The sequence below is a fragment of the Jeotgalibaca dankookensis genome (assembly GCF_002005405.1).
In the GTDB taxonomy this organism is placed as follows: domain Bacteria; phylum Bacillota; class Bacilli; order Lactobacillales; family Aerococcaceae; genus Jeotgalibaca; species Jeotgalibaca dankookensis.
Genome location: NZ_CP019728.1, coordinates 981,435 through 1,006,308 on the forward strand (window position 1 = coordinate 981,435; position 24,874 = coordinate 1,006,308).

Annotated in this window: 19 protein-coding genes, 19 tRNA genes and 3 rRNA genes; 6 read left to right on the forward strand and 35 right to left on the reverse strand. The window is 40.7% G+C overall.

Annotated features, from left to right (window positions below; translation table 11 throughout):
• Positions 1 to 86 precede the first annotated feature (86 nt).
• Together BW727_RS04790 and BW727_RS04795 are read left to right on the forward strand one after the other, a co-directional pair.
• The gene (locus tag BW727_RS04790; RefSeq protein WP_062471915.1) at positions 87 to 902 is read left to right on the forward strand and encodes a hypothetical protein; all 816 of its coding nucleotides are present in this window, start codon (positions 87 to 89) and stop codon (positions 900 to 902) included.
• 215 nt (positions 903 to 1,117) lie between these two features.
• Positions 1,118 to 2,362 (forward strand): ISL3 family transposase, encoded by a 1,245-nt coding sequence (locus BW727_RS04795; RefSeq protein WP_472382584.1) that lies wholly within the window; start codon positions 1,118 to 1,120, stop codon positions 2,360 to 2,362.
• Positions 2,363 to 2,501: 139 nt separating this feature from the next.
• Here the strand turns inward: BW727_RS04795 and BW727_RS04800 are convergent.
• The 26 genes from BW727_RS04800 to BW727_RS04925 all read right to left on the reverse strand — a co-directional run bounded on the left by BW727_RS04800 (position 2,502) and on the right by BW727_RS04925 (position 12,449).
• A tRNA-Gly gene (locus BW727_RS04800) sits at positions 2,502 to 2,572 on the reverse strand.
• Between the two features lie 22 nt (positions 2,573 to 2,594).
• Positions 2,595 to 2,667, reverse strand: a tRNA-Phe gene (locus tag BW727_RS04805).
• 9 nt (positions 2,668 to 2,676) lie between these two features.
• A tRNA-Met gene (locus BW727_RS04810) sits at positions 2,677 to 2,749 on the reverse strand.
• 45 nt (positions 2,750 to 2,794) lie between these two features.
• Positions 2,795 to 2,884, reverse strand: a tRNA-Ser gene (locus tag BW727_RS04815).
• 43 nt (positions 2,885 to 2,927) lie between these two features.
• Positions 2,928 to 2,999, reverse strand: a tRNA-Glu gene (locus tag BW727_RS04820).
• A 17-nt stretch (positions 3,000 to 3,016) separates the two neighbouring features.
• Positions 3,017 to 3,104: transfer RNA gene (locus tag BW727_RS04825), tRNA-Ser, on the reverse strand.
• Between the two features lie 12 nt (positions 3,105 to 3,116).
• Positions 3,117 to 3,190: transfer RNA gene (locus BW727_RS04830), tRNA-Ile, on the reverse strand.
• Between the two features lie 10 nt (positions 3,191 to 3,200).
• Positions 3,201 to 3,271: transfer RNA gene (locus tag BW727_RS04835), tRNA-Gly, on the reverse strand.
• 1 nt (position 3,272) lies between these two features.
• Positions 3,273 to 3,348: transfer RNA gene (locus BW727_RS04840), tRNA-Asp, on the reverse strand.
• A 41-nt stretch (positions 3,349 to 3,389) separates the two neighbouring features.
• Positions 3,390 to 3,462 (reverse strand) — tRNA-Met (locus BW727_RS04845).
• Positions 3,463 to 3,477: 15 nt separating this feature from the next.
• Positions 3,478 to 3,551 (reverse strand) — tRNA-Met (locus BW727_RS04850).
• Between the two features lie 18 nt (positions 3,552 to 3,569).
• A tRNA-Ala gene (locus BW727_RS04855) sits at positions 3,570 to 3,642 on the reverse strand.
• A gap of 7 nt (positions 3,643 to 3,649) precedes the next feature.
• Positions 3,650 to 3,723: transfer RNA gene (locus BW727_RS04860), tRNA-Pro, on the reverse strand.
• 10 nt (positions 3,724 to 3,733) lie between these two features.
• Positions 3,734 to 3,807 (reverse strand) — tRNA-Arg (locus BW727_RS04865).
• Positions 3,808 to 3,818: 11 nt separating this feature from the next.
• Positions 3,819 to 3,890: transfer RNA gene (locus BW727_RS04870), tRNA-Gly, on the reverse strand.
• Between the two features lie 4 nt (positions 3,891 to 3,894).
• Positions 3,895 to 3,967 (reverse strand) — tRNA-Thr (locus BW727_RS04875).
• A 6-nt stretch (positions 3,968 to 3,973) separates the two neighbouring features.
• Positions 3,974 to 4,055: transfer RNA gene (locus tag BW727_RS04880), tRNA-Leu, on the reverse strand.
• 30 nt (positions 4,056 to 4,085) lie between these two features.
• A tRNA-Lys gene (locus BW727_RS04885) sits at positions 4,086 to 4,158 on the reverse strand.
• A gap of 44 nt (positions 4,159 to 4,202) precedes the next feature.
• A tRNA-Val gene (locus BW727_RS04890) sits at positions 4,203 to 4,275 on the reverse strand.
• Between the two features lie 13 nt (positions 4,276 to 4,288).
• Positions 4,289 to 4,404, reverse strand: a 5S ribosomal RNA gene (rrf, locus tag BW727_RS04895).
• Positions 4,405 to 4,504: 100 nt separating this feature from the next.
• Positions 4,505 to 7,422 (reverse strand): 23S ribosomal RNA (locus BW727_RS04900).
• Between the two features lie 191 nt (positions 7,423 to 7,613).
• A 16S ribosomal RNA gene (locus tag BW727_RS04905) occupies positions 7,614 to 9,167 on the reverse strand.
• Together the 16S, 23S and 5S rRNA genes with 19 tRNA genes alongside form the textbook arrangement of a ribosomal RNA operon.
• A 403-nt stretch (positions 9,168 to 9,570) precedes the next feature.
• Positions 9,571 to 10,917, reverse strand: a complete 1,347-nt coding sequence (locus BW727_RS04910; protein WP_062470069.1) for a glucose-6-phosphate isomerase — start codon at positions 10,915 to 10,917, stop codon at positions 9,571 to 9,573.
• Positions 10,918 to 10,947: 30 nt separating this feature from the next.
• The gene (locus BW727_RS04915) at positions 10,948 to 11,349 is read right to left on the reverse strand and encodes a hypothetical protein (protein ID WP_062470073.1); all 402 of its coding nucleotides are present in this window, start codon (positions 11,347 to 11,349) and stop codon (positions 10,948 to 10,950) included.
• 26 nt (positions 11,350 to 11,375) lie between these two features.
• Complete coding sequence (locus tag BW727_RS04920; protein WP_062470076.1) at positions 11,376 to 11,768, reverse strand: CvfD/Ygs/GSP13 family RNA-binding post-transcriptional regulator; 393 nt, start codon at positions 11,766 to 11,768, stop codon at positions 11,376 to 11,378.
• A gap of 93 nt (positions 11,769 to 11,861) precedes the next feature.
• A complete protein-coding gene (locus tag BW727_RS04925; protein ID WP_062470079.1) occupies positions 11,862 to 12,449 on the reverse strand; it encodes a peptidylprolyl isomerase in 588 nt (195 codons plus the stop codon).
• 138 nt (positions 12,450 to 12,587) lie between these two features.
• Here BW727_RS04925 and BW727_RS04930 point away from each other — a divergent pair, with 138 nt between their 5' ends.
• Genes BW727_RS04930 through BW727_RS04940 form a run of 3 tightly spaced genes read left to right on the forward strand, consistent with a single transcriptional unit; the run spans position 12,588 to position 14,617 of the window.
• Positions 12,588 to 13,076, forward strand: coding sequence for a divergent PAP2 family protein (locus BW727_RS04930; RefSeq protein WP_062470082.1), 489 nt, complete (start codon positions 12,588 to 12,590; stop codon positions 13,074 to 13,076).
• 20 nt (positions 13,077 to 13,096) lie between these two features.
• Positions 13,097 to 14,086, forward strand: a complete 990-nt coding sequence (locus BW727_RS04935) for an NAD(P)/FAD-dependent oxidoreductase (RefSeq protein ID WP_149025727.1) — start codon at positions 13,097 to 13,099, stop codon at positions 14,084 to 14,086.
• 24 nt (positions 14,087 to 14,110) lie between these two features.
• Positions 14,111 to 14,617 (forward strand): phosphatidylglycerophosphatase A family protein, encoded by a 507-nt coding sequence (locus BW727_RS04940; protein WP_062470085.1) that lies wholly within the window; start codon positions 14,111 to 14,113, stop codon positions 14,615 to 14,617.
• Between the two features lie 29 nt (positions 14,618 to 14,646).
• Here BW727_RS04940 and BW727_RS04945 read toward each other — a convergent pair whose 3' ends face one another.
• The 5 genes from BW727_RS04945 to BW727_RS04965 form a co-directional block, all read right to left on the reverse strand.
• Entirely contained in the window at positions 14,647 to 15,261 is a 615-nt protein-coding gene (locus tag BW727_RS04945) for a TIGR01906 family membrane protein (protein WP_077795756.1), read from the reverse strand.
• On the reverse strand, positions 15,258 to 16,037 hold the full coding sequence (locus BW727_RS04950) for a TIGR01457 family HAD-type hydrolase (RefSeq protein ID WP_335617529.1): 780 nt from the start codon (positions 16,035 to 16,037) through the stop codon (positions 15,258 to 15,260). The genes BW727_RS04945 and BW727_RS04950 overlap by 4 nt, the downstream gene beginning before the upstream one ends.
• Positions 16,038 to 16,051: 14 nt before the next feature.
• Entirely contained in the window at positions 16,052 to 16,702 is a 651-nt protein-coding gene (locus tag BW727_RS04955) for a YutD family protein (RefSeq protein WP_062470090.1), read from the reverse strand.
• The gene (locus BW727_RS04960) at positions 16,699 to 18,102 is read right to left on the reverse strand and encodes a bifunctional metallophosphatase/5'-nucleotidase (protein WP_062470094.1); all 1,404 of its coding nucleotides are present in this window, start codon (positions 18,100 to 18,102) and stop codon (positions 16,699 to 16,701) included. The genes BW727_RS04955 and BW727_RS04960 overlap by 4 nt, the downstream gene beginning before the upstream one ends.
• Positions 18,103 to 18,163: 61 nt before the next feature.
• On the reverse strand, positions 18,164 to 18,607 hold the full coding sequence (locus BW727_RS04965) for a MarR family winged helix-turn-helix transcriptional regulator (RefSeq protein ID WP_062470096.1): 444 nt from the start codon (positions 18,605 to 18,607) through the stop codon (positions 18,164 to 18,166).
• 185 nt (positions 18,608 to 18,792) lie between these two features.
• Here BW727_RS04965 and BW727_RS04970 point away from each other — a divergent pair, with 185 nt between their 5' ends.
• Positions 18,793 to 19,767 (forward strand): NAD(P)H-quinone oxidoreductase, encoded by a 975-nt coding sequence (locus BW727_RS04970; RefSeq protein WP_062470099.1) that lies wholly within the window; start codon positions 18,793 to 18,795, stop codon positions 19,765 to 19,767.
• Positions 19,768 to 19,807: 40 nt separating this feature from the next.
• Here the strand turns inward: BW727_RS04970 and epsC are convergent, their stop codons facing one another.
• From epsC to ppdK, 4 genes are all read right to left on the reverse strand, one after another.
• A complete protein-coding gene (gene epsC / locus BW727_RS04975) occupies positions 19,808 to 20,599 on the reverse strand; it encodes a serine O-acetyltransferase EpsC (RefSeq protein WP_077795757.1) in 792 nt (263 codons plus the stop codon).
• Positions 20,600 to 20,604: 5 nt separating this feature from the next.
• Positions 20,605 to 21,537 (reverse strand): cysteine synthase A, encoded by a 933-nt coding sequence (cysK, locus tag BW727_RS04980; RefSeq protein ID WP_062470102.1) that lies wholly within the window; start codon positions 21,535 to 21,537, stop codon positions 20,605 to 20,607.
• A 128-nt stretch (positions 21,538 to 21,665) separates the two neighbouring features.
• A complete protein-coding gene (locus BW727_RS04985; protein ID WP_062470105.1) occupies positions 21,666 to 22,106 on the reverse strand; it encodes a hypothetical protein in 441 nt (146 codons plus the stop codon).
• 102 nt (positions 22,107 to 22,208) lie between these two features.
• The gene (ppdK, locus tag BW727_RS04990) at positions 22,209 to 24,848 is read right to left on the reverse strand and encodes a pyruvate, phosphate dikinase (protein WP_227807229.1); all 2,640 of its coding nucleotides are present in this window, start codon (positions 24,846 to 24,848) and stop codon (positions 22,209 to 22,211) included.
• Between the last annotated feature and the right edge of the window lie 26 nt (positions 24,849 to 24,874).

The following is a 24,874-nucleotide window of genomic DNA, read 5'->3' on the forward strand; positions in this document are numbered from 1 at the left end:
AGACAGAATCGCTGATTACCTTGACAATTCTCTAGCAATTTTTTATGATGACTTGTACAGGTATAAATCTGGTAAGGAAGTGTAGCATGAAGAGTATCTTATTAAAAATCAGAAAAAAAATAAACCACCCTGCTCTTTTTTTTACTATCTTATCACTCGCTCTAATCACTTTTGGAACTATCTTGGGAATTGATCAAGATGCAATCCAAATTTTTCCTTTTATATTACTTTATTTATTTGTTTTACTAAGCAACTTATTAGAAGTTACCTTGATTAAAAAACTTAATGCGGATTTCGATCCCCCTGCTTTTTTGAAACAATTCTTTTGGATTAGTATGGTGACAGTGCTTTTACTTTTCTTTATTTTTGTAAACTGGCTTAGTACCAGCTTATTAATACTCTATATAGTGTTTATACTAAGCTCTCTTCACCCAAAAATAAAAATGGAACAAACAATTTTTTATCCACTTTTACAATTATTTTTTAAAGTTATTATCATAAATATACTTGCTTACTATGTTCAGACTGGCTATTTAGAAGGAAAAATTTTACTGGCACTATTCCCACTCTTTTTCTTTTTTATACCTTTCCTCTTATATAGTCAGAAAAATATTTTCCAAGAAAAAAATAATTGGTTTCAAAAAGTAGTAATTAACTACTTTACCAACATAATAACCTTGAGCTATTTAACAGGAGTTATAGCAGTTTTGTTATATTTTAGTTTCATAAAGTTATCACTCATCTATTCGATTGCTTTTATTCTACCTATTATAGCATCTATACTAGCAGTTTTACTTAGGAAAAAAGCGTTCATTAATCATCCGTATAGTTTTTTAACTATTTTCCTTTTTACAACTATATTATTATATGCAATTTTACTAAAAATACCAGCCATTTTGTGATCCTTTGTTAAGGAAACAAAATGGCTGGTATTTTTTCGGTTCTAGAATATTAAGTGTTGATGGGCCCATGGCCCTTTTGTGAAAACACAAAGAGACAAATGAATTTTTCCGTTAAAATGAAGGTATCGAGTCTTTATTTTAGGGAGGAAATTCATTTGTCTCATAAACATTCTATATTAAATCTGCTGGGAATAAAAGATAAAAATATTAAAGTGATGGATAAGGATTGGCTGAAGGAAGAAGTTAGAAATGGCCTGCATTGCAAAATCATCTCCGCCAAGCTGACCTATACACCAGAGGCTTGTAAGTGCTGCGGCTGCGTAAATGAGGGATCGATAGTCAAAAATGGGACAAAACTGACTCATCCTCTACTCCTCGATATGGCGGGATGTCCCACCTACTTGGAACTGAAGAAACAACGATTCTTATGCCGGGAATGTGGTCAAACGTTTATTGCGGAAACGTGTATCGTAAAAAAACGTTGCCATATCACGAATGATGTGAAGCGTTCTATCGCCGTCCAAGGGACGAGGAACATATCTGAAAAGGATCTTGCGCTTGAACACCGTGTTTCCAATAACACCGTCAAAAGGGTTTTTGGAGATTTTTATGATACATTCCGCCAAGTCTATACCCATCTTCCTGAGAACTTGGCGATTGATGAATTTAAGAGCGTAAAAAGCGCTGAGGGGGCAATGAGCCTGATTATTTGTGATTCCGACAACAAGAAAATTTTTGATATTCTTGAAGATCGCCGTAACAAATCAATCATGGATTACTTTATGCGTTTTCCACAAGAACAACGAGCGAAGGTCAAGACGGTGGTAGTAGACCTTTACGGTCCTTATCAAAAACTGTTTCAGGCCCTCTTTCCTCAGGCAGAGTTGATCATTGATCGTTTTCACATTGTCACACAGGTGAACCGAGCTCTCAATATGGCACGTGTCAGTTTTATGAATACCCTGAAGAAATCGAAAGACTTAAAGGCTAATCGAGATTACAGGAAGCTGAAAAAATACTGGAAATTAATCCTGAAAAAGGAAGAGACATTGAATAGCACCGAATACCGTTATCACCGGCTTTTTAAGGGTCTCGTGACGGAGAGGGGAATCATTGACTATCTCCTCTCTTTGGACGAGGGGTTGCGCCTTAATTATAACGCCTACCAAACCATCATCTTCACGGTTAATCACCGGAAACCAAAGCTGTTCAGCTCTTTCGTTCATGAAAAACAACAGGGGCTGACGGTCAAAATGGACCAGGCTTTGAAGACATTCCGTCAATCCGAAAAAGCAATTATCAACGCACTGAACTATGATTACTCGAACGGCTTAGTGGAAGGAATCAATAACAAAATCAAGGTTATTAAGCGGACAGCCTATGGTTATCGTAACTTTTCTAATTTCCGTAACCGCATCTTTATAGAATATAAATTGCTAGAAATAAAAACAACAGCTTAGGAACCGTTCGGTTCCCAGCTACTGCTTCATAGATTGTGAATTTTAAACTTCATTCAATCGGAAAAATACACTATCAACACTTCTTGACAAAGAGCCATTTTTTCAAAGAAAAAAAGACATCCATGATGTCTTATAGAAAAGCGGGTGAGGAGAATCGAACTCCCGACGTCAGCTTGGAAGGCTGGGGTTTTACCACTAAACTACACCCGCAGACTAATATTAATTATCAAAATGGCTTGGGACGGAATCGAACCGCCGACACCTTGAGCTTCAATCAAGTGCTCTACCAACTGAGCTACCAAGCCTACTAAAGATTGCGGGGACAGGACTCGAACCTGTGACCTCCGGATTATGAGCCCGACGAGCTGCCAACTGCTCTACCCCGCGATAATAAAATAAAAGATACTGACATATTGTCTATCAAACAATATAAGGAGGATAAGAGATTCGAACTCTTGCGTGCTTTTACACACCTGACGGTTTTCAAGACCGTTCCCTTCAGCCAGACTTGGGTAATCCTCCACAACAATTATATGACTTTAAGTATAATCAATAAGTTATACTATGACCCGTACGGGACTCGAACCCGTGTTACCGCCGTGAAAGGGCGGTGTCTTAACCGCTTGACCAACGGGCCAGAATAAAAAACAAATACGGAGAAGGAGGGATTTGAACCCTCGCGCCGCGTTAGCGACCTACACCCTTAGCAGGGGCGCCTCTTCAGCCACTTGAGTACTTCCCCTTAAAAACACAATGGGCCTAAATGGACTCGAACCATCGACCTCACGCTTATCAGGCGTGCGCTCTAACCAGCTGAGCTATAGGCCCATTAAAAAAGAGCGGGTGAGGAGAATCGAACTCCCGACGTCAGCTTGGAAGGCTGGGGTTTTACCACTAAACTACACCCGCGTGGCGGTCCCGACGGGATTTGAACCCGCGATCTCCTGCGTGACAGGCAGGCATGTTAACCCCTACACCACGGAACCATTATAATTACACTCTATCTTTAAAATATGCCTAAAGGCAATTGCGGGGACAGGACTCGAACCTGTGACCTCCGGGTTATGAGCCCGACGAGCTGCCAACTGCTCTACCCCGCGATAATAATATTCAAATAGCGGCGAAGGGGATCGAACCCCCGACCTCCCGGGTATGAACCGGACGCTCTAGCCAGCTGAGCTACACCGCCAATAAGGAAAAATAAAAATGGAGACTAGCGGGATCGAACCGCTGACCTCCTGCGTGCAAGGCAGGCGCTCTCCCAGCTGAGCTAAGCCCCCATAAATATCGGGAAGACAGGATTCGAACCTGCGACCCCTTGGTCCCAAACCAAGTGCTCTACCAAGCTGAGCTACTTCCCGATTATAAAAATGCAGCCAGTAGGAGTCGAACCTACAACCGCCTGATTCGTAGTCAGGTACTCTATCCAATTGAGCTATGGCTGCAAAATTTCAAAAGCGGAAGACGGGGTTCGAACCCGCGACCCCCACCTTGGCAAGGTGATGTTCTACCACTGAACTACTTCCGCAAAGTGCCGGCTAAAGGAGTTGAACCCTCGACCCTCTGATTACAAATCAGATGCTCTACCAACTGAGCTAAGCCGGCAAAAAGTGCGGGTGAAGGGACTTGAACCCCCACGCCTTGCGGCGCTAGATCCTAAATCTAGTGCGTCTGCCAATTCCGCCACACCCGCGTTATCTACTCTAATAAATTACAATAGATATGAGTCATGCAGGATTCGAACCTGCGACCCTCTGATTAAAAGTCAGATGCTCTACCAACTGAGCTAATGACTCAATGACTTAATACTGTCATATTTCTATAATTTAAAATATAACAATGGAGGTTGACGGGATCGAACCGCCGACATTCTGCTTGTAAGGCAGACGCTCTCCCAGCTGAGCTAAACCTCCAAAAAAAGAAAATGCGCGGCAACGTCCTACTCTCACAAAGGGAAACCCTTCACTACAATCGGCGCTAAGAAGCTTAACTTCTGTGTTCGGGATGGGAACAGGTGTGACCTTCTTGCCCTTGTCACCGCACATTTTTTATTTAATTGAAGAAACATTGCGTTCCCTCAAAACTGAATCCATAACACAATGAACAGCTGACCAAAGCCATTACAACCACCTTGTTTTATTCGTGGTTAAGTCCTCGACCGATTAGTACTAGTCCGCTCCATACATCGCTGTACTTCCACTCCTAGCCTATCTACCTGATCGTCTCTCAGGGGTCTTACTCATTCTAGATGATGGGAAATCTCATCTCGAGGGGGGCTTCACGCTTAGATGCTTTCAGCGTTTATCCCTTCCACACATAGCTACCCAGCGATGCTCTTGGCAGAACAACTGGTACACCAGAGGTGTGTCCATCCCGGTCCTCTCGTACTAAGGACAGCTCCTCTCAAATTTCCAACGCCCGCGACGGATAGGGACCGAACTGTCTCACGACGTTCTGAACCCAGCTCGCGTGCCGCTTTAATGGGCGAACAGCCCAACCCTTGGGACCGACTACAGCCCCAGGATGCGACGAGCCGACATCGAGGTGCCAAACCTCCCCGTCGATGTGAACTCTTGGGGGAGATAAGCCTGTTATCCCCAGGGTAGCTTTTATCCGTTGAGCGATGGCCCTTCCATGCGGTACCACCGGATCACTAAGCCCGACTTTCGTCCCTGCTCGACTTGTCTGTCTCGCAGTCAAGCTCCCTTCTGCCTTTGCACTCTACGAATGATTTCCAACCATTCTGAGGGAACCTTTGGGCGCCTCCGTTACTCTTTAGGAGGCGACCGCCCCAGTCAAACTGCCCAACTGACACTGTCTCCCCACCCGATTAGGGTGGCGGGTTAGACTGGTCCTGCTACAAGGGTAGTATCCCAATGATGCCTCCATCGAAACTAGCGTCCCGACTTCTACGGCTCCTACCTATCCTGTACGTGTAGCAGAAACAATCAATATCAACTTGCAGTAAAGCTCCATGGGGTCTTTCCGTCCTGTCGCGGGTAACCAGCATCTTCACTGGTACTATAATTTCACCGAGTCTCTCGTTGAGACAGTGCCCAAATCGTTACGCCTTTCGTGCGGGTCGGAACTTACCCGACAAGGAATTTCGCTACCTTAGGACCGTTATAGTTACGGCCGCCGTTTACTGGGGCTTCAATTCAAAGCGTCGCCTTGCGGCTAACCTCTCCTCTTAACCTTCCAGCACCGGGCAGGCGTCAGCCCCTATACGTCATCTTTCGATTTAGCAGAGACCTGTGTTTTTGATAAACAGTCGCTTGGGCCTATTCACTGCGGCTGACCATATGGTCAGCACCCCTTCTCCCGAAGTTACGGGGTCATTTTGCCGAGTTCCTTAACGAGAGTTCGCTCGCTCACCTTAGGATGCTCTCCTCGACTACCTGTGTCGGTTTGCGGTACGGGCAGTTGATTTCTAACTAGAAGCTTTTCTTGGCAGTGTGACATTGGGAACTTCGGTACTTGATTTCCCTCCCCATCACAACTTGTCCTTCGCAGCGGTAAGCATTTGACTCACCACTAGACGTGTTGCTTGGGCGTGCTCTTCCGATCGCACGCTTTCCTTAGCCTCCTGCGTCCCTCCATTGGTCAAACAAAATCAACTGGTACAGGAATATCAACCTGTTGTCCATCGCCTACGCCTATCGGCCTCGGCTTAGGTCCCGACTAACCCTGGGAGGACGAGCCTTCCCCAGGAAACCTTAGTCATACGGTGGACGGGATTCTCACCCGTCTTTCGCTACTCATACCGGCATTCTCACTTCTAAGCGCTCCACCAGTCCTCACGGTCCAGCTTCAACGCCCTTAGAACGCTCTCCTACCACAGAACCAATGGTTCTGTCCACAGCTTCGGTGATCTGTTTAGCCCCGGTAAATTTTCGGCGCAGGGTCACTCGACTAGTGAGCTATTACGCACTCTTTAAATGATGGCTGCTTCTGAGCCAACATCCTAGTTGTCTATGCAACCCCACATCCTTTTCCACTTAACAGATACTTTGGGACCTTAGCTGGTGGTCTGGGCTGTTTCCCTTTCGACTACGGATCTTATCACTCGCAGTCTGACTCCCGGACTTAAATCAATGGCATTCGGAGTTTATCTGAATTCGGTAACCCGAGAAGGGCCCCTAGTCCAAACAGTGCTCTACCTCCATGATTTATACGTCCGAGGCTAGCCCTAAAGCTATTTCGGAGAGAACCAGCTATCTCCAGGTTCGATTGGAATTTCTCCGCTACCCACACCTCATCCCCGCATTTTTCAACATACGTGGGTTCGGTCCTCCAGTGCGTATTACCGCACCTTCAACCTGGACATGGGTAGATCACCTGGTTTCGGGTCTACGACCACATACTTCTTCGCCCTATTCAGACTCGCTTTCGCTACGGCTCCGCCTTTTCAGCTTAACCTCGCATGGGATCGTAACTCGCCGGTCCATTCTACAAAAGGTACGCCATCACCCATTAACGGGCTCTGACTACTTGTAAGCACACGGTTTCAGGTACTCTTTCACTCCCCTTCCGGGGTGCTTTTCACCTTTCCCTCACGGTACTGGTTCACTATCGGTCACTAGGGAGTATTTAGCCTTGGGAGATGGTCCTCCCGGATTCCGACGGAATTTCGCGTGTTCCGCCGTACTCAGGATACTGGTAGGGTGACGGTCAATTTCGCATACGGGGCTTTTACCCTTTATCGCGCAACTTTCCAGTTGGCTTCTGCTATCTCACGCCATCCCACATGTCCCAGTCCTACAACCCCAAAGAGCAAGCTCTTTGGTTTGGGCTTTTCCCGTTTCGCTCGCCGCTACTCAGGGAATCGATTTTTCTTTCTCTTCCTGCAGGTAATGAGATGTTTCAGTTCCCTGCGTCTACCTCGTACACGCTATGTATTCACGTCTACGTCATATCCTATAACAGATATGGGGTTCCCCCATTCGGAAATCTCCGGATCACAGCTTACTTACAGCTCCCCGGAGCATATCGGTGTTAGTCCCGTCCTTCATCGGCTCCTAGTGCCAAGGCATCCACCGTGCGCCCTTATTCACTTAACCTGAGTCAAGTTTCGGCCATTGCTGGCCATCATAGGGAATAATCCTCTATGAACGCGGTATAAATGTTTTGGTCTTTCTTTGTTACTTTCATGTTATGGTATTCAGTTTTCAAGGAACAAGTGTAAAATGAGAGTTGACCTCTCAAAACTGAACAAGAATGAACGAACCGGCAGGTTCCGATTTTTCCTTAGAAAGGAGGTGATCCAGCCGCACCTTCCGATACGGCTACCTTGTTACGACTTCACCCCAATCATCCGTCCCACCTTAGGCGGCTGGTTCCCCTAAGGGTTACCCCACCGACTTCGGGTGTTACAAACTCTCGTGGTGTGACGGGCGGTGTGTACAAGACCCGGGAACGTATTCACCGCGGCGTTCTGATCCGCGATTACTAGCGATTCCGGCTTCATGCAGGCGAGTTGCAGCCTGCAATCCGAACTGAGAATGGCTTTAAGAGATTCGCATGCCCTCGCGGGTTAGCGGCTCGTTGTACCATCCATTGTAGCACGTGTGTAGCCCAGGTCATAAGGGGCATGATGATTTGACGTCATCCCCACCTTCCTCCGGTTTATCACCGGCAGTCTCATTAGAGTGCCCAACTAAATGCTGGCAACTAACAATAAGGGTTGCGCTCGTTACGGGACTTAACCCAACATCTCACGACACGAGCTGACGACAACCATGCACCACCTGTCACCTTGTCCCCGAAGGGAACGGCCTATCTCTAGGCGTGTCAAGGGATGTCAAGACCTGGTAAGGTTCTTCGCGTTGCTTCGAATTAAACCACATGCTCCACCGCTTGTGCGGGTCCCCGTCAATTCCTTTGAGTTTCAGCCTTGCGGCCGTACTCCCCAGGCGGAGTGCTTAATGCGTTAACTGCAGCACTGAAGGGTGGAAGCCCTCCAACACTTAGCACTCATCGTTTACGGCGTGGACTACCAGGGTATCTAATCCTGTTTGCTCCCCACGCTTTCGAGCCTCAGCGTCAATAACAGACCAGAGAGTCGCCTTCGCCACTGGTGTTCCTCCATATATCTACGCATTTCACCGCTACACATGGAATTCCACTCTCCTCTTCTGCATTCAAGTTCCCCAGTTTCCAATGACCTTCCACGGTTGAGCCGTGGGCTTTCACATCAGACTTAAAGAACCGCCTGCGCTCGCTTTACGCCCAATAAATCCGGACAACGCTTGCCACCTACGTATTACCGCGGCTGCTGGCACGTAGTTAGCCGTGGCTTTCTGGTCGGGTACCGTCATGGTAAGCGCAGTTACTCGCTTACGTGTTCTTCTCCGACAACAGAGTTTTACGATCCGAAAACCTTCTTCACTCACGCGGCGTTGCTCCGTCAGACTTGCGTCCATTGCGGAAGATTCCCTACTGCTGCCTCCCGTAGGAGTTTGGGCCGTGTCTCAGTCCCAATGTGGCCGATCACCCTCTCAGGTCGGCTACGTATCATGGTCTTGGTAGGCCTTTACCCCACCAACTAACTAATACGCCGCGGGTCCATCCCTCAGCGACAGCACAAAGGCCGTCTTTCCTTCTCTTTCCATGTGGAAAAAGAACCTATGCGGTATTAGCACCCGTTTCCGGATGTTATCCCCCACTGAAGGGCAGGTTACCCACGTGTTACTCACCCGTCCGCCACTCACTTCCAAAGAGCAAGCTCTTCTTCCGTTCGTTCGACTTGCATGTATTAGGCACGCCGCCAGCGTTCGTCCTGAGCCAGGATCAAACTCTCATTAATAATGGATTCTTGTACAGAGATCCATAATGATACGTTTAATTGCTCATTTGTTGCTGACTTACTTGTGTTGCGACAGTTACCTGTCGACTAATTGTGCATCCCGAAGGATGCCCTGCACGTTTGGTTCGTTCATTCTTTGTTCAGTTTTCAAAGGTCAATAGGTTATCACGTGTTACGTGTGGTGCTCTCTGTGACAACTTCTAAATAATAACATGTGTTGTTTTATGTGTCAACACTTTTATTTTTTATTTACATTGGCATACTATTAAATAAAAAAAGATTTATTAATCTGCCTCCGTAAAACATAGATTAGCATAGTTTACTGTTTGCTGTCAACATTTTTTATTAATTTAATAGTAAATAAACAAGACTAGGAAGCCCCAGCCTTGTTTATTTACTATTATTATAGACGTTTGTTTAATTCTTGCTCTAATTCTTCAAATCCTGGTTTTCCTAATAGCGCAAACATATTTTCTTTATAGGCTTCTACACCTGGTTGATCAAAAGGATTAACACTGTTGAGATACCCTGAAATAGCAACAGCAATTTCAAAGAAATAAACCATATACCCTAAGGTATAAGCATCCATTTCTGGAATAGTTAACAATAGGTTTGGAACATCGCCATCCGTATGTGCAAGTAATGTACCTTGGAACGCTTTCGTATTAACAAAATCAATTTCTTTTCCTTCTAAATACTTTAAGCCATCCAAGTCTTCTGCCAACTCAGGTATTTTAATATTTTTTCTAGCATTTTCTACTTTAATAACTGTTTCAAAAATATTACGTTGGCCATCTTGAATATATTGACCTAATGAATGTAAGTCTGTCGAAAAGTTCGCACTTGATGGATAAATGCCTTTTTGGTCTTTCCCTTCAGATTCACCAAACAATTGCTTCCACCATTCAGAAAAATATTGCATTCCCGGTTCGTAATTTATTAATAATTCAGTAACCTTTCCTTTACGGTAAAGGATGTTACGTAAAGCAGCATACTGATAGGCACCATTTTCTGATAAGTCGGAACTAGAGTAAGCTTCTTGAGCGTCTTTCGCTCCGGCCATCATTGCATCAATATCTGCTCCGCTAACGGCGATAGGCAACAATCCAACAGCTGTTAAAACAGTAAAGCGTCCACCAATATCGTCTGGAATGACAAAGGTTTCATATCCTTCAGTATCTGCCTCGTGTTTTGCTGCACCACGGGATTTGTCTGTAGTTGAATAAATACGTTTACGCGCTTCTTCTTTTCCATATTTTTTAATCAATAATTCCTTAAAAACACGAAAAGCAATTGCTGGTTCAGTCGTTGTCCCAGATTTAGAAATCATATTAATTGAAAAATCGCGTTCGCCGATTACTTCAATTAAATCAGCCAAGTAAGTGGAGCTAATGCTATTCCCCGCAAAGAAGATTTGTGGTGTTTTTCGTTGATCACTGGTCTGGACATTATAGAAGGAATGGTTTAAAAATTCAATCGCCGCACGTGCGCCTAGATAGGATCCGCCAATACCGATTACTACCAGAACCTCAGAATCAGTTTGAATTTTTTTAGCTGCTTCTTTAATTCGAGTAAATTCTTCTTTGTCGTAGTTAGTAGGCCAATCGACCCAACCGATGTAATCACTACCCGGTCCTGTACCTTTTCGTAAAGCTTTATCCGCCGTTTCTACTTGCGCCTGCATATAGTCTAACTCGTGGTCGTTAAAAAACTGCAAAGCTTTTGAATAATCAAATTTAATGTGTGTCATTAGATCTCCCCTATCTACTTTACCTATTATTTAATTTGAATCGCTATTATAAACTGGAACCCCAGCAAATTCACAAGTATCTAAAAGCGTTTTTAGTTCTAGCGACCGGCGCCACTCAATATTTTCAACTCCAACTAACAAGTCGTCTTGATTGTCAGGTCGCTCAACTAAATCGAATACAAATAGCGGGATATTGATTCTTTCTGCTTTTAAATTTGTCAGGTCCATCAATCTAAGAGAATCTGAATTCGTATCCACATTCTTTAACAAAGCTTCCATTATGATTCCCATTGGAAACTTATCTTCTTTTTCAGTCTTATCATGTACAAATGAGATTGAATCACCATTATTTTCTACAAGAAAAAATGATTCTCCCCGCTGATTTGTTACCATGATTGTACCGGCAACAATTTTTAATTCTGTCGTAGTCATGCGCCCACTTCCCTTTAAATGATAAGCTACCTGTCACTCATTTCTGCAATCCGTATTTGTTCGTCTTGCTGCGCTTCAGCAATCCACGTTGGCATCATTTTACTGAGTGTTTCAAACCCAATTTGTGGTGTGTACCGTCTCCGTCTGTGTCTCTTGGGCTTAATATTTGCGGGGATTGGCAAATGCTCTGTCGCCCTTAGAGATAGACTAATCTTTTGGGTATACTCATCAATATCAATGATTTTTGCTTCTACTTCATCACCAATTTGCACCATGTCCTCAAGATTGGTCACATACCCATGCTTACATTCAGAAATATGAATGAGACCTTGCGTTTGCTTATCAAGAGCAACAAATACACCATACGATTGAATACCAGTTATGGTACTGGTAATTGTGTCTCCTATTTTGTATTTCATATATTGTTACATCCCTTCTTAATAAACATTGTAACATGGAATATAAAAAATATCGTTAATTATGGCTGATATTTACCTATCCGTTACGACAGTTTAAAGGATTTCAATACCCGTAATAACAACGTCTTCTACAGGTTTGTCATTTGCACCTTTTTCAACATTTTCTATTTTATGAACAACATCCATCCCCGAACGCACTTGTCCAAAAACAGTATGACGTTGATCTAGCCATGGTGTTCCACCTTTTTCAGCATAAGCTTCCACGATTTCTGATGGCCAGCCACCTTTTTCTAATTGTTCTGGTTTTGTTGGTTCAATTGATTTCTTTGTCACAATAAAAAATTGACTGCCGTTTGTATTTGGACCAGCGTTTGCCATTGACAAGGCGCCTTTAATATTGAAAGCATCCATACTAAACTCATCTTCAAATGAGTCTCCCCACAAACTTTCGCCGCCCATACCTGTACCGGTTGGATCGCCACCTTGAATCATAAAATCTTCAATGACGCGATGGAAAATAATGCCATCATAATAACCTTTTTTAGCTAATCCTAAAAAATTCTCGACTGTTTTTGGTGCTACATCCGGGAAAAGACTAATATGGATGTCACCTGCGGTTGTATGCATAATAATATTTTTTTCATTTTCTGCTTTTTCTACTAATTGTGGTAATTTTGACATTGTAACTCCCCCTTTTCATCAATTCTAACATAGGAAAGGGAAAGGTTTCTACAAAGATAACTTTTTTTGTTAGCAGGCATCCTCCGTTTCGTGTTATCATTGCTTTAAACATATTACGAATGCGAAAGGTGTTTGCGGATGATAATTTTTAATAATTTTCCTTTGATAAGCGCGTTAAGCGCAATTTTCTTTACGCAAATCATTAAATTTCCAATTGCTTTTTTGTTAAAGGATAGTAAAACATCTTTATCTATCGTTACCACAACAGGCGGAATGCCTAGCTCACATTCCGCCGGTGTGACTGCTTTAATTACAGCACTAATTTTAGAATATGGTTATGCTTCTGGATACGTCGCGATTGCAACGACATTTGGCGTGATTGTTATGTTTGACTCGATGGGTGTGCGTCGTCAAAGTGGTGAACAAGGAATTGTTCTAGCGGATATGTTTGCCGAATTAAAAAAGCTAAGTCATCAGCACAATTCCGAAGAGACACCCATTGATAAAAAAATGATTATCAAAAAGTACCTAGGACATAAACCAACTGAAGTAATCGTAGGGTTATTAACGGGTATCTTTATTGCCTTTATTGTTAATCTTATTTATACTCACTTTGGTATTTTGTAAAAAACACGGGAGGAATACATTTGTTAGAAGAAGATATTTTTGATATCACCATCATTGGTGGTGGACCTGCCGGTATGTTCACAGCTTTTTACGCAGGCTTAAGACAAGCGAAAGTAAAAATTATCGAAGCCTTACCACAACTTGGCGGACAACCTGGCATGCTTTATGCTGAAAAAGTCATTTATGATGTGGCGGGTCTCCCTGCTGTTACTGGCGAAGAACTCGTCCATAATTTATTTGAACAACTCAATCGATTCGACACAACAATCTGTTGTAATGAAGAAGCATTTGATTTAACTAAGCGTGAGGACGGTATTTTTGAGATACAAACCGCCAAACAAAAACATTTTTCTAAAGCCGTTATCATTTCTGCTGGCAATGGCGCTTTTAGACCGCGAAAACTTAAAATCGATCATGCCGAACTTTATGAGAATAGTAATCTGCACTATTTTGTTAATAATATTGAAAGTTTTAGAGATAAAACAATTGCTATTTGTGGTGGTGGCGATTCAGCTGTTGACTGGGCATTAACGCTAGAACCAATTGCTAAAAAGGTACTGTTAGTTCATCGTCGTCCTCAGTTCAGAGCGCAAGAGCATAGTATCCATCTCTTGTCACGCTCATCCGTAGAGGTCCTAACTCCTTATGTTCCTACTTCTATTAATGGAGACGGTGACCGATTATCTAGTGTGACGTTGCAAGAGGTACGTAAAGATAATTATATAGATATTGATGTTGATGATTTTTTAGTGAATTATGGTTTCTCTTCTTCAATTGGGGGCATGAAAAAATGGGGGTTTGATGTTGAAGGAAATGCTATTACGGCAAATTCTAAAATGGAAACAACGATCCCAGGGGTTTATGCTGTGGGGGACGTCAGTACCTACGAAGGAAAAGTTAAATTAATTGCAACAGGGTTTGGCGAAGCACCGACGGCAGTTAACAACGCAATGGTATACATTAACCCAGATACAAGGGTCCAGCCCATGCACAGTACATCTTTGTTTTAAACCACTAGGAAGGAACGTGAGATAATGATAAAAAGTGCAAGCGAACTACATGAAAAAGCAGTTAGTCTAATTAAAGAGCGTGGTGTTGAAATTGAGGACATTGCATCTTTAGTTTTGTTTCTACAAAAAGATTATGTTGACGATTTAACCTTAGAATTTTGTTGTGAAAACGTTGAGGCTGTTTTATTAAAACGAGAGGTTCAAAATGCTGTTATTACCGGCATTGAGTTGGATATGTTGGCGGAAAAAGGGCTACTTTCTCAACCACTTGCCGATATTTTACTAAATGATGAAGGCCTTTATGGTATTGACGAAATCATGGCACTTTCGATTGTTAATGTGTACGGTTCTATCGGGTTTACGAACTATGGATACATCGATAAACTTAAACCAGGTATTTTAAAAAAATTAAACGATAAAAATGATCCATCTTGTCATACTTTTTTAGATGATATTATCGGCGCAATTGCTGCTGCAGCCGCAAGCCGAATCGCACATGACGATCCCAACAAATCGTATATCATGCAATAAAAAATAGGATTATCCCTTTAGGGGGTATCCTATTTTTTTGAGTAGATGTGTAAACTTAACAACCCGGCTTCTAGAATTGCAAATACTAGTATAAAGCAGTGCATAAAAAATGTTTGTGGTAGTGCCATAATAATTGGGTCTGTTCGGTAGTCAAACAGCCAAGCATCATTATTGAAAAACAATTCATGAAAAGTAATAAATAACTGATCAAAATTAATAAATATGAGAAAAAGTAAAACGATAGGAATAAAAATTAATAAACGCGTTGGTTGAATTAATTCCCATAAACGACCATTCTTCTTTTTAATGCGTAAAAAAAAGAAAGAAAGAAAACCTGTTACAATCAAAATAAAGTAGTCCAGTAAAAAAAGAGTTTTTACTTCTTGAAAGTGGAAAAGACCATTAGCAGAAGATGGAAAATCAGGCATTTCTAACTGCTCAATCCACGGGAAATTCAAGTAGTTTATCAATATCCGATAATTTTCTAAAATGACTTCTTTCGATATACCAATGCGTTCGGGTATATTAAAATAAGCAACATCAAACGCATATAAAGGTGTAAAATTTATCGTAATTGCGATTGCTAATGACAAGATAAACAAAAAGGCTGCCAAAAGTCCTAGGCTATTCTTTACTACTTTCATTCTTCAAACCTCCATTCGCTTAAATCTTTCACGATATAAGTAGGTTTTTTGATATATTGCTCCAAATCTTTTGCTTTTGTAATACCAGTTAGGGTCATAATCGTATCCATGCCATAATCAATCCCCGCTAATATATCGGTTTTATAATTATCACCCACCATTGCAACATCACTTTTCTCAAGCCCTATCCGTTTTAGTGCCCCGTCCATAATATAGCCAAAAGGTTTACCAATAATGATTGGTTCTTTTTGCGTACTGGTTTTTAAAAAAGCAGTAATGGCTCCAGCACCAGGCATAAAGCCCTTTTCTGTTGGCAAATTAACATCAGGATTTGTAACAATAAATGCGGCTCCGTTTCGAATAGCCGTACTTGCTTGTGCTAGTTCATTATAGGTAGCATTTCTATCCAACCCTTGAATAACGACTTCGATATCCTGATCTGTATATTTCAAACCGGCATCTTTAACTTGTTGAATAAGCGCATCCTCTCCTATAACATAGGTGCGTGCTTGTGGATAGTTTCGTTTAACATAATCAACTGCTGCTAATCCACTCGTATAGATTTGCTCTTCGCTCGCTTGAATATTGCAGACATCTTTTAAATGCGAAACAACATCAAGAGGTGTTTTCGTTGCATTATTTGTTACGTATAGATAGGGGATTTTCAATCGATCTAATTGATTAATAAATATTTTCGCTGTTTCGATAGGTGCCGTCCCATTATACATAGTACCATCTAAATCAATAAAGTAACCTTTATAATTTTTAATTGTCAGTCACTTCCTTTTGTCTAATCTTCCAATTTATGAATTTGAAAACTTGTTTTAGGTGTATCAACCTTTTTTACCGATTTCGTTTTCGGTTTTGTATTTGCTTGCTTTTGTTTGTCAGTGTTTTTAATAACAAATTCTTTTTTTTGTTCTATTTTATCCGTTTTTTTAGGGGTTTTCTTTTTACTTTTATTTTCTGATACAGGTGACTCTTGTGGTTCTTTATTACGTTTGCGTTTGCGTTTATTCCGTGTTTTTTTGCGGTCACTTGCTTCTTTCTCCAAAACAAAGTAAGCACAACCAAAATTGCAATATTCATACAAATAATCTTCTAGAAAACTAATCTTTTTGTCAAAGCCTGCTCGGTTATTACTGTCTTGGTAAAAACCCTTCAGACGCAATTGATCATAACCCCAATCACCAACGATGTAGTCATATTTACTTAATATAGAATTATAGCGTTTAGCGATTCCTTCTGTATTAACTGCATCACGATAGTTTTCGACGATATGATACGTAACACCTTCAATTTTAATTTTCCCTTCATCAAGCAACTCAACCTGACTTAAATTTTGTGGCTTGTCTTCAGTTGTATCATCAATATTCCCGTCGATTAAAACGTCTAATTGCGATTGAACTTTTTCTTTGATAGAATCCTTTTTCGGCTTCATACTTTCACCTCGTTATTTTCGGAAATTGGATATTGTTTATTAAAATAGAGCGAGAAAATCTCCCTTAAAAAATAGGGGGTTAGTAGCTTAATGCTACCTTTCTCTTCAATCAAGGGAAAGAAACTGATATAACGGTAATGATCTACGGTTACAAACTCTATCAATTGATCGTCTCTGATAGGAAGCCCTTGGTGGTAAATAAGCGCTTCTTCTTGGTTAACCTCAATCCCCTTATAAACTAGCTCTCCAAAAATTTTACCACGAAAACCCATTCCAGTCACTGGCCTAGTCAAAAGATTGTGACGCATCTCTTCCATTCCCCAAATAAGCGCTTTAAATGCTTGACCTGTCATTCGGCAAACAATCAAACGCATTGGATGTGGAAGAATGCGGTGTATCGTTTCTTTCGTTACTGTTCCAGCTGGTAAATCTTCTAAAAATAGACCTGAATTTAATATGCCAATCTCACTACACGCATAATCGCAAATAGCATCCAAACCTAAATAAACCAAGTCTGTAGCAAAAAGCCAATCGGTTCTAAAAGTAAAAGGGATAGTAGCAATTTCTTGTTTTGCTAATAAATTATTTCCCTTTTGCCGTAATTGGTTTACACGATTGAGATCTTCTTTTTCTTGAGGAAGATTTGTACACGCGATTAACTCGGTCGTTTTATTCTTTACTTGTCCTTTTATATGACTGATTACAGTATGACCAATATATTGCCCCCATTTCCCGCCACCAGTCAATAAGGTATCCTTAATCATATCACCTTCTGGTAAAACGTGGTGGGTATGAGCGCCTAAAATTACATCAAATTCAGGATACCTTTTAGCTAAACGCTCGTCTTCTCGAATACCCATATGGGAAAGCAGAATAATAAAATCACTTCTTGAACGTAATTCTGCAAGAATTTTTGGTAATACATCATCAGATTCTTTAGGAACCCAACCGTTTGGAAGGTAACTGAGATAAAGAGGAGCAGTTAGACCGACAATCCCCACTCGCATATCATTTTTTGTTTTTAAAACAAGCCACGGTTCAGCCCAATCTGGTCGTTTCCCGGTTTCTTCATCAAATAAGTTCGCTACAACAACTGGGAAATCGGCCCTATCATATAAATGATTGAGAACGTCTTTTCTGTTACCAATCCCTTCATTATTTCCAATCGTAACAGCATTTAAAGGAAGGGAGTCCATCATATTAACATTTGCGCGTCCATCTGTTGCCTCAGTAAGTGGATGTGAGCGATCCATGAAGTCTCCAAGGTCAAAAAATAAAACATCTTCGCCTTTTTCTTCATGAAAGTGTTTTTGCTCATTCATAAACCGTTGCGTTTGAGGCCAGTTTTTAAAGTGTGAATGTAAATCATTTATATGGTAGATATGGATATCTTTATACATTTTATCCCAACTTTTTAGGTTATTAAAAAAGCCTCAAGAAAATACGAGGCTTCATCTCAATTTATTTTTTATTCCATTCTTCGGCATGTAAGCCTACTTTTCTTACGAGCTCAATGTAGGTCGACAGCTCTTCGGGACTTAAGGCAGAAAATATATTTGATATATCTGCCTCATTAATTGGAAATATTTCATCCATTAATGCTCGCCCTTCATCTGTAATACTTGTATAAATAACGCGACGGTCTGTTGCACATGGTTTACGATGAACGAGCCCTTTTCCTTCTAATTTATCAATAACATAAGTCAAGCTACTGCTAGCAAGCAGAATCTTTTTACCAATACTTTGAATTGGTTGTTCACCTTTGTTATATAAAAGTTCTAATACACCAAATTCAGAACTGTTTAATCCAAATTTTGAAATACTTCTTTTAACACTCTCTTGTACATGCTGTGATGAACGTAATAAGACAGTGAGTGCTTTTAAAGCGCTGGCTGAATCCCCCATTTACTTCTCCTCATTTCGTTTGAATTCAAGCTAAGATTACCACTTCACTAAAATGATGTCAAAACAAATAATATTAAAAAAATTAAACGGAATAAAAAATCTCGGTATAGAGATACGTGAATCGTTGCTAATTTTCTTAGACTGTTATAAAGTAACGTTAAGAAATGACGAAAGGAGTTTTGTCAATGAAGGCAGTAGGAATCAAAGCAGCAGGAGACTCAAGTCAATTAGTGCTTGTTGATAGAAAGCAACCAACCTTATCAAAAGGTGAATTATTAATTGAAGTCGAAGCAGCAGGCGTAAACAGAACCGATATTTTAACACGAGAGCGTTCTACCCCTACACCTGAACAGGTTGAACTAGGAATTGAAGTAGCTGGACGCGTCTTAGATACTAATGCATCGGATAAATTTTCAGTTGGGGACCGTGTGATGGGACTTGTAAATGGCGGAGGTTATGCAGAATTAGCAAAGCTTCCAGCTGATCGTGCTATTCCTTTACCACACGCCCTATCTTATATAGAAGGAGCTGCCATTCCGGAAGTATTTGCAACCGCTTATCAAACTCTCTTTTGGATTGGCGGTTTAAAAGAAAATGAAACGGTCTTAATCCATGCCGGCGCAAGTGGTGTTGGTACCGCAGCTATTCAGCTTGCTAAACAACTAAAACATGCACGCGTTATCGTGACTGCCGGTTCTCAAGAGAAACTTGATTTTTGTAAACAACTAGGAGCTGATGTTCTAATTAACTATAAAGAAGAAAATTTTGCTTCTGTTATCTCAAAAGAAACAAAGACAAAAGGTGTTGACCTGATTCTCGATTTTATCGGAGCCAGCTATTGGGAAAAAAATCTAGAAAGTATTGCGATAGATGGTCGCTGGGTTCTCATAGGCACTTTAGGTGGTTATGAACTCTCAAGTTTCAATATTTCATCCTTGTTACAAAAACGTATTCAACTGACAGGGACACTCTTAACACCTCGTAGTGATAGTTACAAAGCTAAATTATCTCAAGAATTAGCGTATCAAACCCTTCCGCTGTTTGAGAATAAGACCTTAAAACCAATTGTTGATACTATTTTTCCGATTGAGAAAGTGAAAGATGCACATGATTATATGGAAGCGAGTAAAAATATTGGTAAAATCATTTTGAGTGTATAAAAAAACAGATGAGCACCTAACCAGGTGTTCATCTGTTTTTTCATCCTCTTTCCTCTATAGGCTGAGGAGCGACAATCGTTTTATTCTTTTCAATTGAATGGGTTAACCAAACATTTCCACCAATTACACAGTGGTCTCCTATGTGAGTATCTCCACCTAATATAGTAGCACCTGCATAAATAACAACGTGATTACCAATGTCGGGGTGGCGTTTCTTTCCTTTTATTAAACTACCATCCGTACTCACTTCAAAGCTTTTAGCCCCAATTGTAACACCCTGATAAATCTTTACGTGTTCCCCAATCGTGGCCGTTTCACCGATTACTACTCCTGTTCCATGATCGATGAAGAAAAAAGGTCCAATCTGAGCACCAGGGTGAATATCTATACCAGTAATAGAGTGGGCGTATTCTGACATCATCCGTGGTAAAATAGGAACTTCCATTTTATAAAGAACATGCGCCAGGCGGTGTACACTCATGACTTCGAAACTTGGATAAGCGAGCAGGATTTCTTCATGGGAATGGGCAGCGGGATCTCCTCGATATGCTGCTTGAATATCGGTTTCCAACATTGCTTTTATGCTAGGTAATTTACCTAAAAATGCATCAATAATAGTCTCAACTTTATCATCTGGAACGCCCACACGATTTAAAAGTTTGATAAATAGTAATCTTTTTTCTTCTGTAAAAACTCCCGGCTCTCTATCGCTATCTATAGAGGGGCCAAAAATATGCGGATACATGGTACTACGAAAATGACAGACTAAATTGACTACTTGGTCTTTAATGCCACAGTAATTTGAGACGCTTATACTTGGTTGTATTTTCATAATCTCTACTCCATAAAGCTTTTAATGGAGAGATAGCGTTCACCATTATCTGGTAATAAAACGACAATGCGTTTTCCATCATTTTCAGGACGTTTAGCAACTTCAATAGCCGCAGACAGAGCAGCTCCAGAAGAAATTCCAATTAAAATCCCTTCCTCTTGTCCAACTTGACGCGCCATATCATAAGCTTCTTGATCGGTAACTGTTAATACTTCATCGTAAATATCAGTATTTAATGTTTGAGGAACAAACCCCGTACCAATTCCTTGGATTTTATGGGGTCCCTTTTCACCTTTAGATAAAATAGGTGAAGTTGCTGGTTCCACTCCAATAATTTGGATATCTGGATTTTTTTCTTTCAGATATTTACCTGTTCCCGAAATAGTTCCACCTGTCCCAATTCCAGCTACAAAGATAGCAACGGTTCCATCGGTATCTTCCCAAATTTCTGGTCCAGTTGTATCATAGTGAACCTTTGGATTAGCTGGATTTGAAAATTGGTCAGGCATAAAGGCGTTATCATGTTCCTTAACAAGTTCTTTAGCTTTATTAATCGAACCAGTAATACCTTGGTCACCAGGCGTCAACACAAGTTCAGCCCCATAACTCTTCATAATTTTACGTCTTTCAAAAGACATGGTTTCCGGCATAACTAAAATTGCTCGGTAACCGCGTGCAGCAGCAACGGATGCAAGGCCAATTCCGGTATTTCCAGAAGTCGGCTCAATAACTAGACCACCCGGTTTTAAAAACCCTTTTGCTTCTGCATCATCAATCATTCCTTTAGCGATTCTGTCTTTAACTGAACCACCAGGATTAAAATATTCCAATTTTGCTAAAATCGTTCCTTTTAAGTTTAAGTTTTCTTTTAGTCTTGTTAATTCCAGTAAAGGTGTTTTCCCAATTAACTGATCAGCTGAATCATATATGTTTGTCATAAAATATCTCCCTTCAAATATAAAACATATGAACCGCACATCATATATTGTATCACTTTTTTATAAACGAAAACATTAAAAGCACTTTATTCTCAAAAAAAGCGACTCACCGAGTCGCCCAAGCAATACTAAGAAATATCTTTAACGGGTCTACCTTGTTCATCATATATAAACTGACGTGCTTTTTGGATGTCTGCCATCGCCATCATAATCAAATCTCGATAAGGCTCTGCTAACTCATCAAAAACATAGAAATCATCGTCTAAAAGGTATTTCATACGCAGCGCTTCAGTTTCTCCAGAGCTTTTTAAACGATAGCTACGTTTTGGTAACGGTTCTTCTGTTTCTCTTTTTTCAATTCGGTAAAATGAATTTTCATCTCGATAGATCATTTCCAAAGCACCTGTATTGGTTCGGTTAAATTTTACATTTGGATAACTTTCTCCATGAAGTTCCCACCAGGCTTTGATGCCATCAATTGCCTCTTCTTCAGTTTTATAACTACCATGTTCTTTACGGACATCGCCAATGCGACTGACCCAATAATTTGTATATACCGTTTTTGTCATACGATCACTCCTTCGTCTTTTTTAATGCTACTCTCATATTAACATATCTTATAAAAAGAAGGCACGCATTTAGGGCGGGCCTTCTTTTTATAAGATTCTATATTAACTTATGTTCAGTTTAGCAATGGTTAAAAGAGCTGCGGGGATACGATAAGGTGAACATGATACATATTGGATGCCTTCATTAAGTAAAAACTCAATTGATTGTGGGTCGCCTCCAACTTCCCCACAAATACCAATTGAAACATCAGAGGATTCATTCTCTTTGACAGAATTTATCGCAATCTTCAATAATTTTCCAACACCATCTTTATCTAAATGCTGGAAAGGATCACTTTCAATGATTTGCTGTCTTTCATAATCATTGACAAATTTACCAATATCATCACGAGAAAATCCAAAAGTTAATTGCGTAAGGTCATTGGTACCAAAACTTATAAAATCAACATGTTTGCTGATTTTGTCAGCTATTAAACAAGCTCTTGGAGTCTCCAACATCGTTCCAATTAGATATGGAATTTCCTTCCCTTTTTCTATGAAAGTATTTGAAATTATTTTCTCTAATTTTTCTTTGATAAAAACAATCTCTTTTTCAATTGAAACAAGTGGAATCATAATTTCCGGTTGAATAACAGACTCGTTTCCCAATTCTTCTGTTACTTCAATAGCCGCTTCCATAATTGCCGCCACTTGCATTTCATAAATTTCTGGGTTTGTAATGGCTAAACGGCATCCTCGGTGGCCTAACATCGGATTATTTTCCGCTAAATTAGCAATTCTTTGATTCACTTCGGCTTCAGATATTCCTAATATCGTCGCCATCTTCGCAACCTCTTTTCCAACGGGAATAAATTCATGCAGCGGTGGATCTAACAAGCGAATCGTAGCAGATTTTTCCTTAGCAAGTCGGTAAATCACTTTAAAATCTTCCTTTTGGAAGGTTTTTAAATTCATTAATGCGGCTTTTTTGGCAGTAGGGTCTGGTGATAAAATCATTTTGCGCATTTCCACAATACGCTTTTCTCCAAAAAACATATGCTCGGTTCGAACCAGTCCCATTCCTTCTGCCCCAAGTTGGAAAGCTTCGGCAATTTCTTTTTCAGTTTCAGCATTTGCCATTACTTTTATTGTTCCTATTTCTTTAGACCAAGAAACAATTTTCCCAAGAGCGGTTGATTCATCTGTTGGTTTTTCTTTTGCAATCTCTCCCATGTAAATACAGCCCGTAGAACCATCTACTGAAATAACCGTTCCTTCTTCAATTGTATGTCCGGCTACAGTGGCTTTTTTACTTCCTTCTTCAATTTGTAGTTTTTCACACCCCACTACGCAACAAGTTCCCATTCCCCGAGCTACAACGGCTGCATGAGAGGTCATCCCCCCGTGAGCAGTAACGATTGCTTCACTAATAGCCATCCCTTCGATATCTTCAGGCGATGTTTCTTTTCTTAATAGAACGGTTTTTTCGCCTGCCTGATTGGCTTTCTTAGCAGCTTCGGCTGTGAAATAAACCTTCCCACTTGCCGATCCAGGACTAGCAGGTAATCCTTGCGCAAAAACTTCATGCTGAGCTAGCTCCTTTGCAACAAAGGTAGGGTGTAGAAGTTGCTCCAGCATCTGTGGAGTCAAACGTTTAAGTGCCTCTTCTTTAGAGATAACACCTTCTTCAACTAAATCAATCGCAATTTCAATGGCTGCTCGAGGAGTTCGTTTTCCATTACGAGTTTGTAAAATAAAGAGCTGACCCTCTTCAATCGTAAATTCGATATCTTGCATATCATGATAGTGAGCTTCTAATAAAGCTGCTAAATCGGTAAATTTTTGGTAGGCTTCTGGCATAATTTTAGCAAGTTGTGAAATGTCTTGAGGCGTCCGAATTCCTGCAACAACATCTTCACCTTGCGCATTTATTAAAAATTCCCCGAAAAGGCCTTGTTTTCCATTAGAAGGATTTCTTGTAAACGCTACTCCTGTTCCACTCTTCATACCTGTATTACCAAATACCATTTCTTGCACGGTTACAGCGGTTCCTAAATCATCTGAAATAGCATGCATCCGTCTGTAAGTTTTTGCACGCGGATTGTTCCAAGATTTAAAGACTGCTTCAATTGATTCTAAAAGTTGTTTTTCTGGCTCTTGAGGAAACTGTTCATTCACTTCATTTGCATATATCTCTTTGTATAGTTGTGTAATAATTTTCCAATCTCGTTCTTTCATTTGCGTATCGTATTGATAACCTTGTTTTTCTTTATAATAAGTTAATTCTTGTTCGAAAAGTTGGCGGTCCACTTCTTTAACAACGTCACTAAACATTTGGATAAAGCGGCGATAACTATCATAAGCAAAGGCACTATTTCCTGTGATTTTTGCTATTGTTTCAACCGTCACATCATTCATTCCTAAATTTAAAACAGTATCCATCATTCCCGGCATAGAGAACTTAGCTCCGCTTCGGACAGACACTAATAAAGGAGACACTAAATCATTAAATTTTTTATTGGTTTTTATTTCTAACTCTTCTGCTTTTTTTTCAATTTGAAGAATAAGCTCTGAGTCCAGCTTGTTATTCTTAAGATAATTTAAACAAGCTTGGGTAGAAATTGTAAAGCCACTGGGAACCGGCAAACCTAATCGTGTCATTTCTGCCAGATTTGAACCCTTTCCACCCAATAAGTCAACCATTTCTTTCTGTCCTTCTTCGAAAGCATAAACGAATTTAGTATCCTTTTCTGTAACAATCACTTTATTACCCCCTATTAGTGTGTATC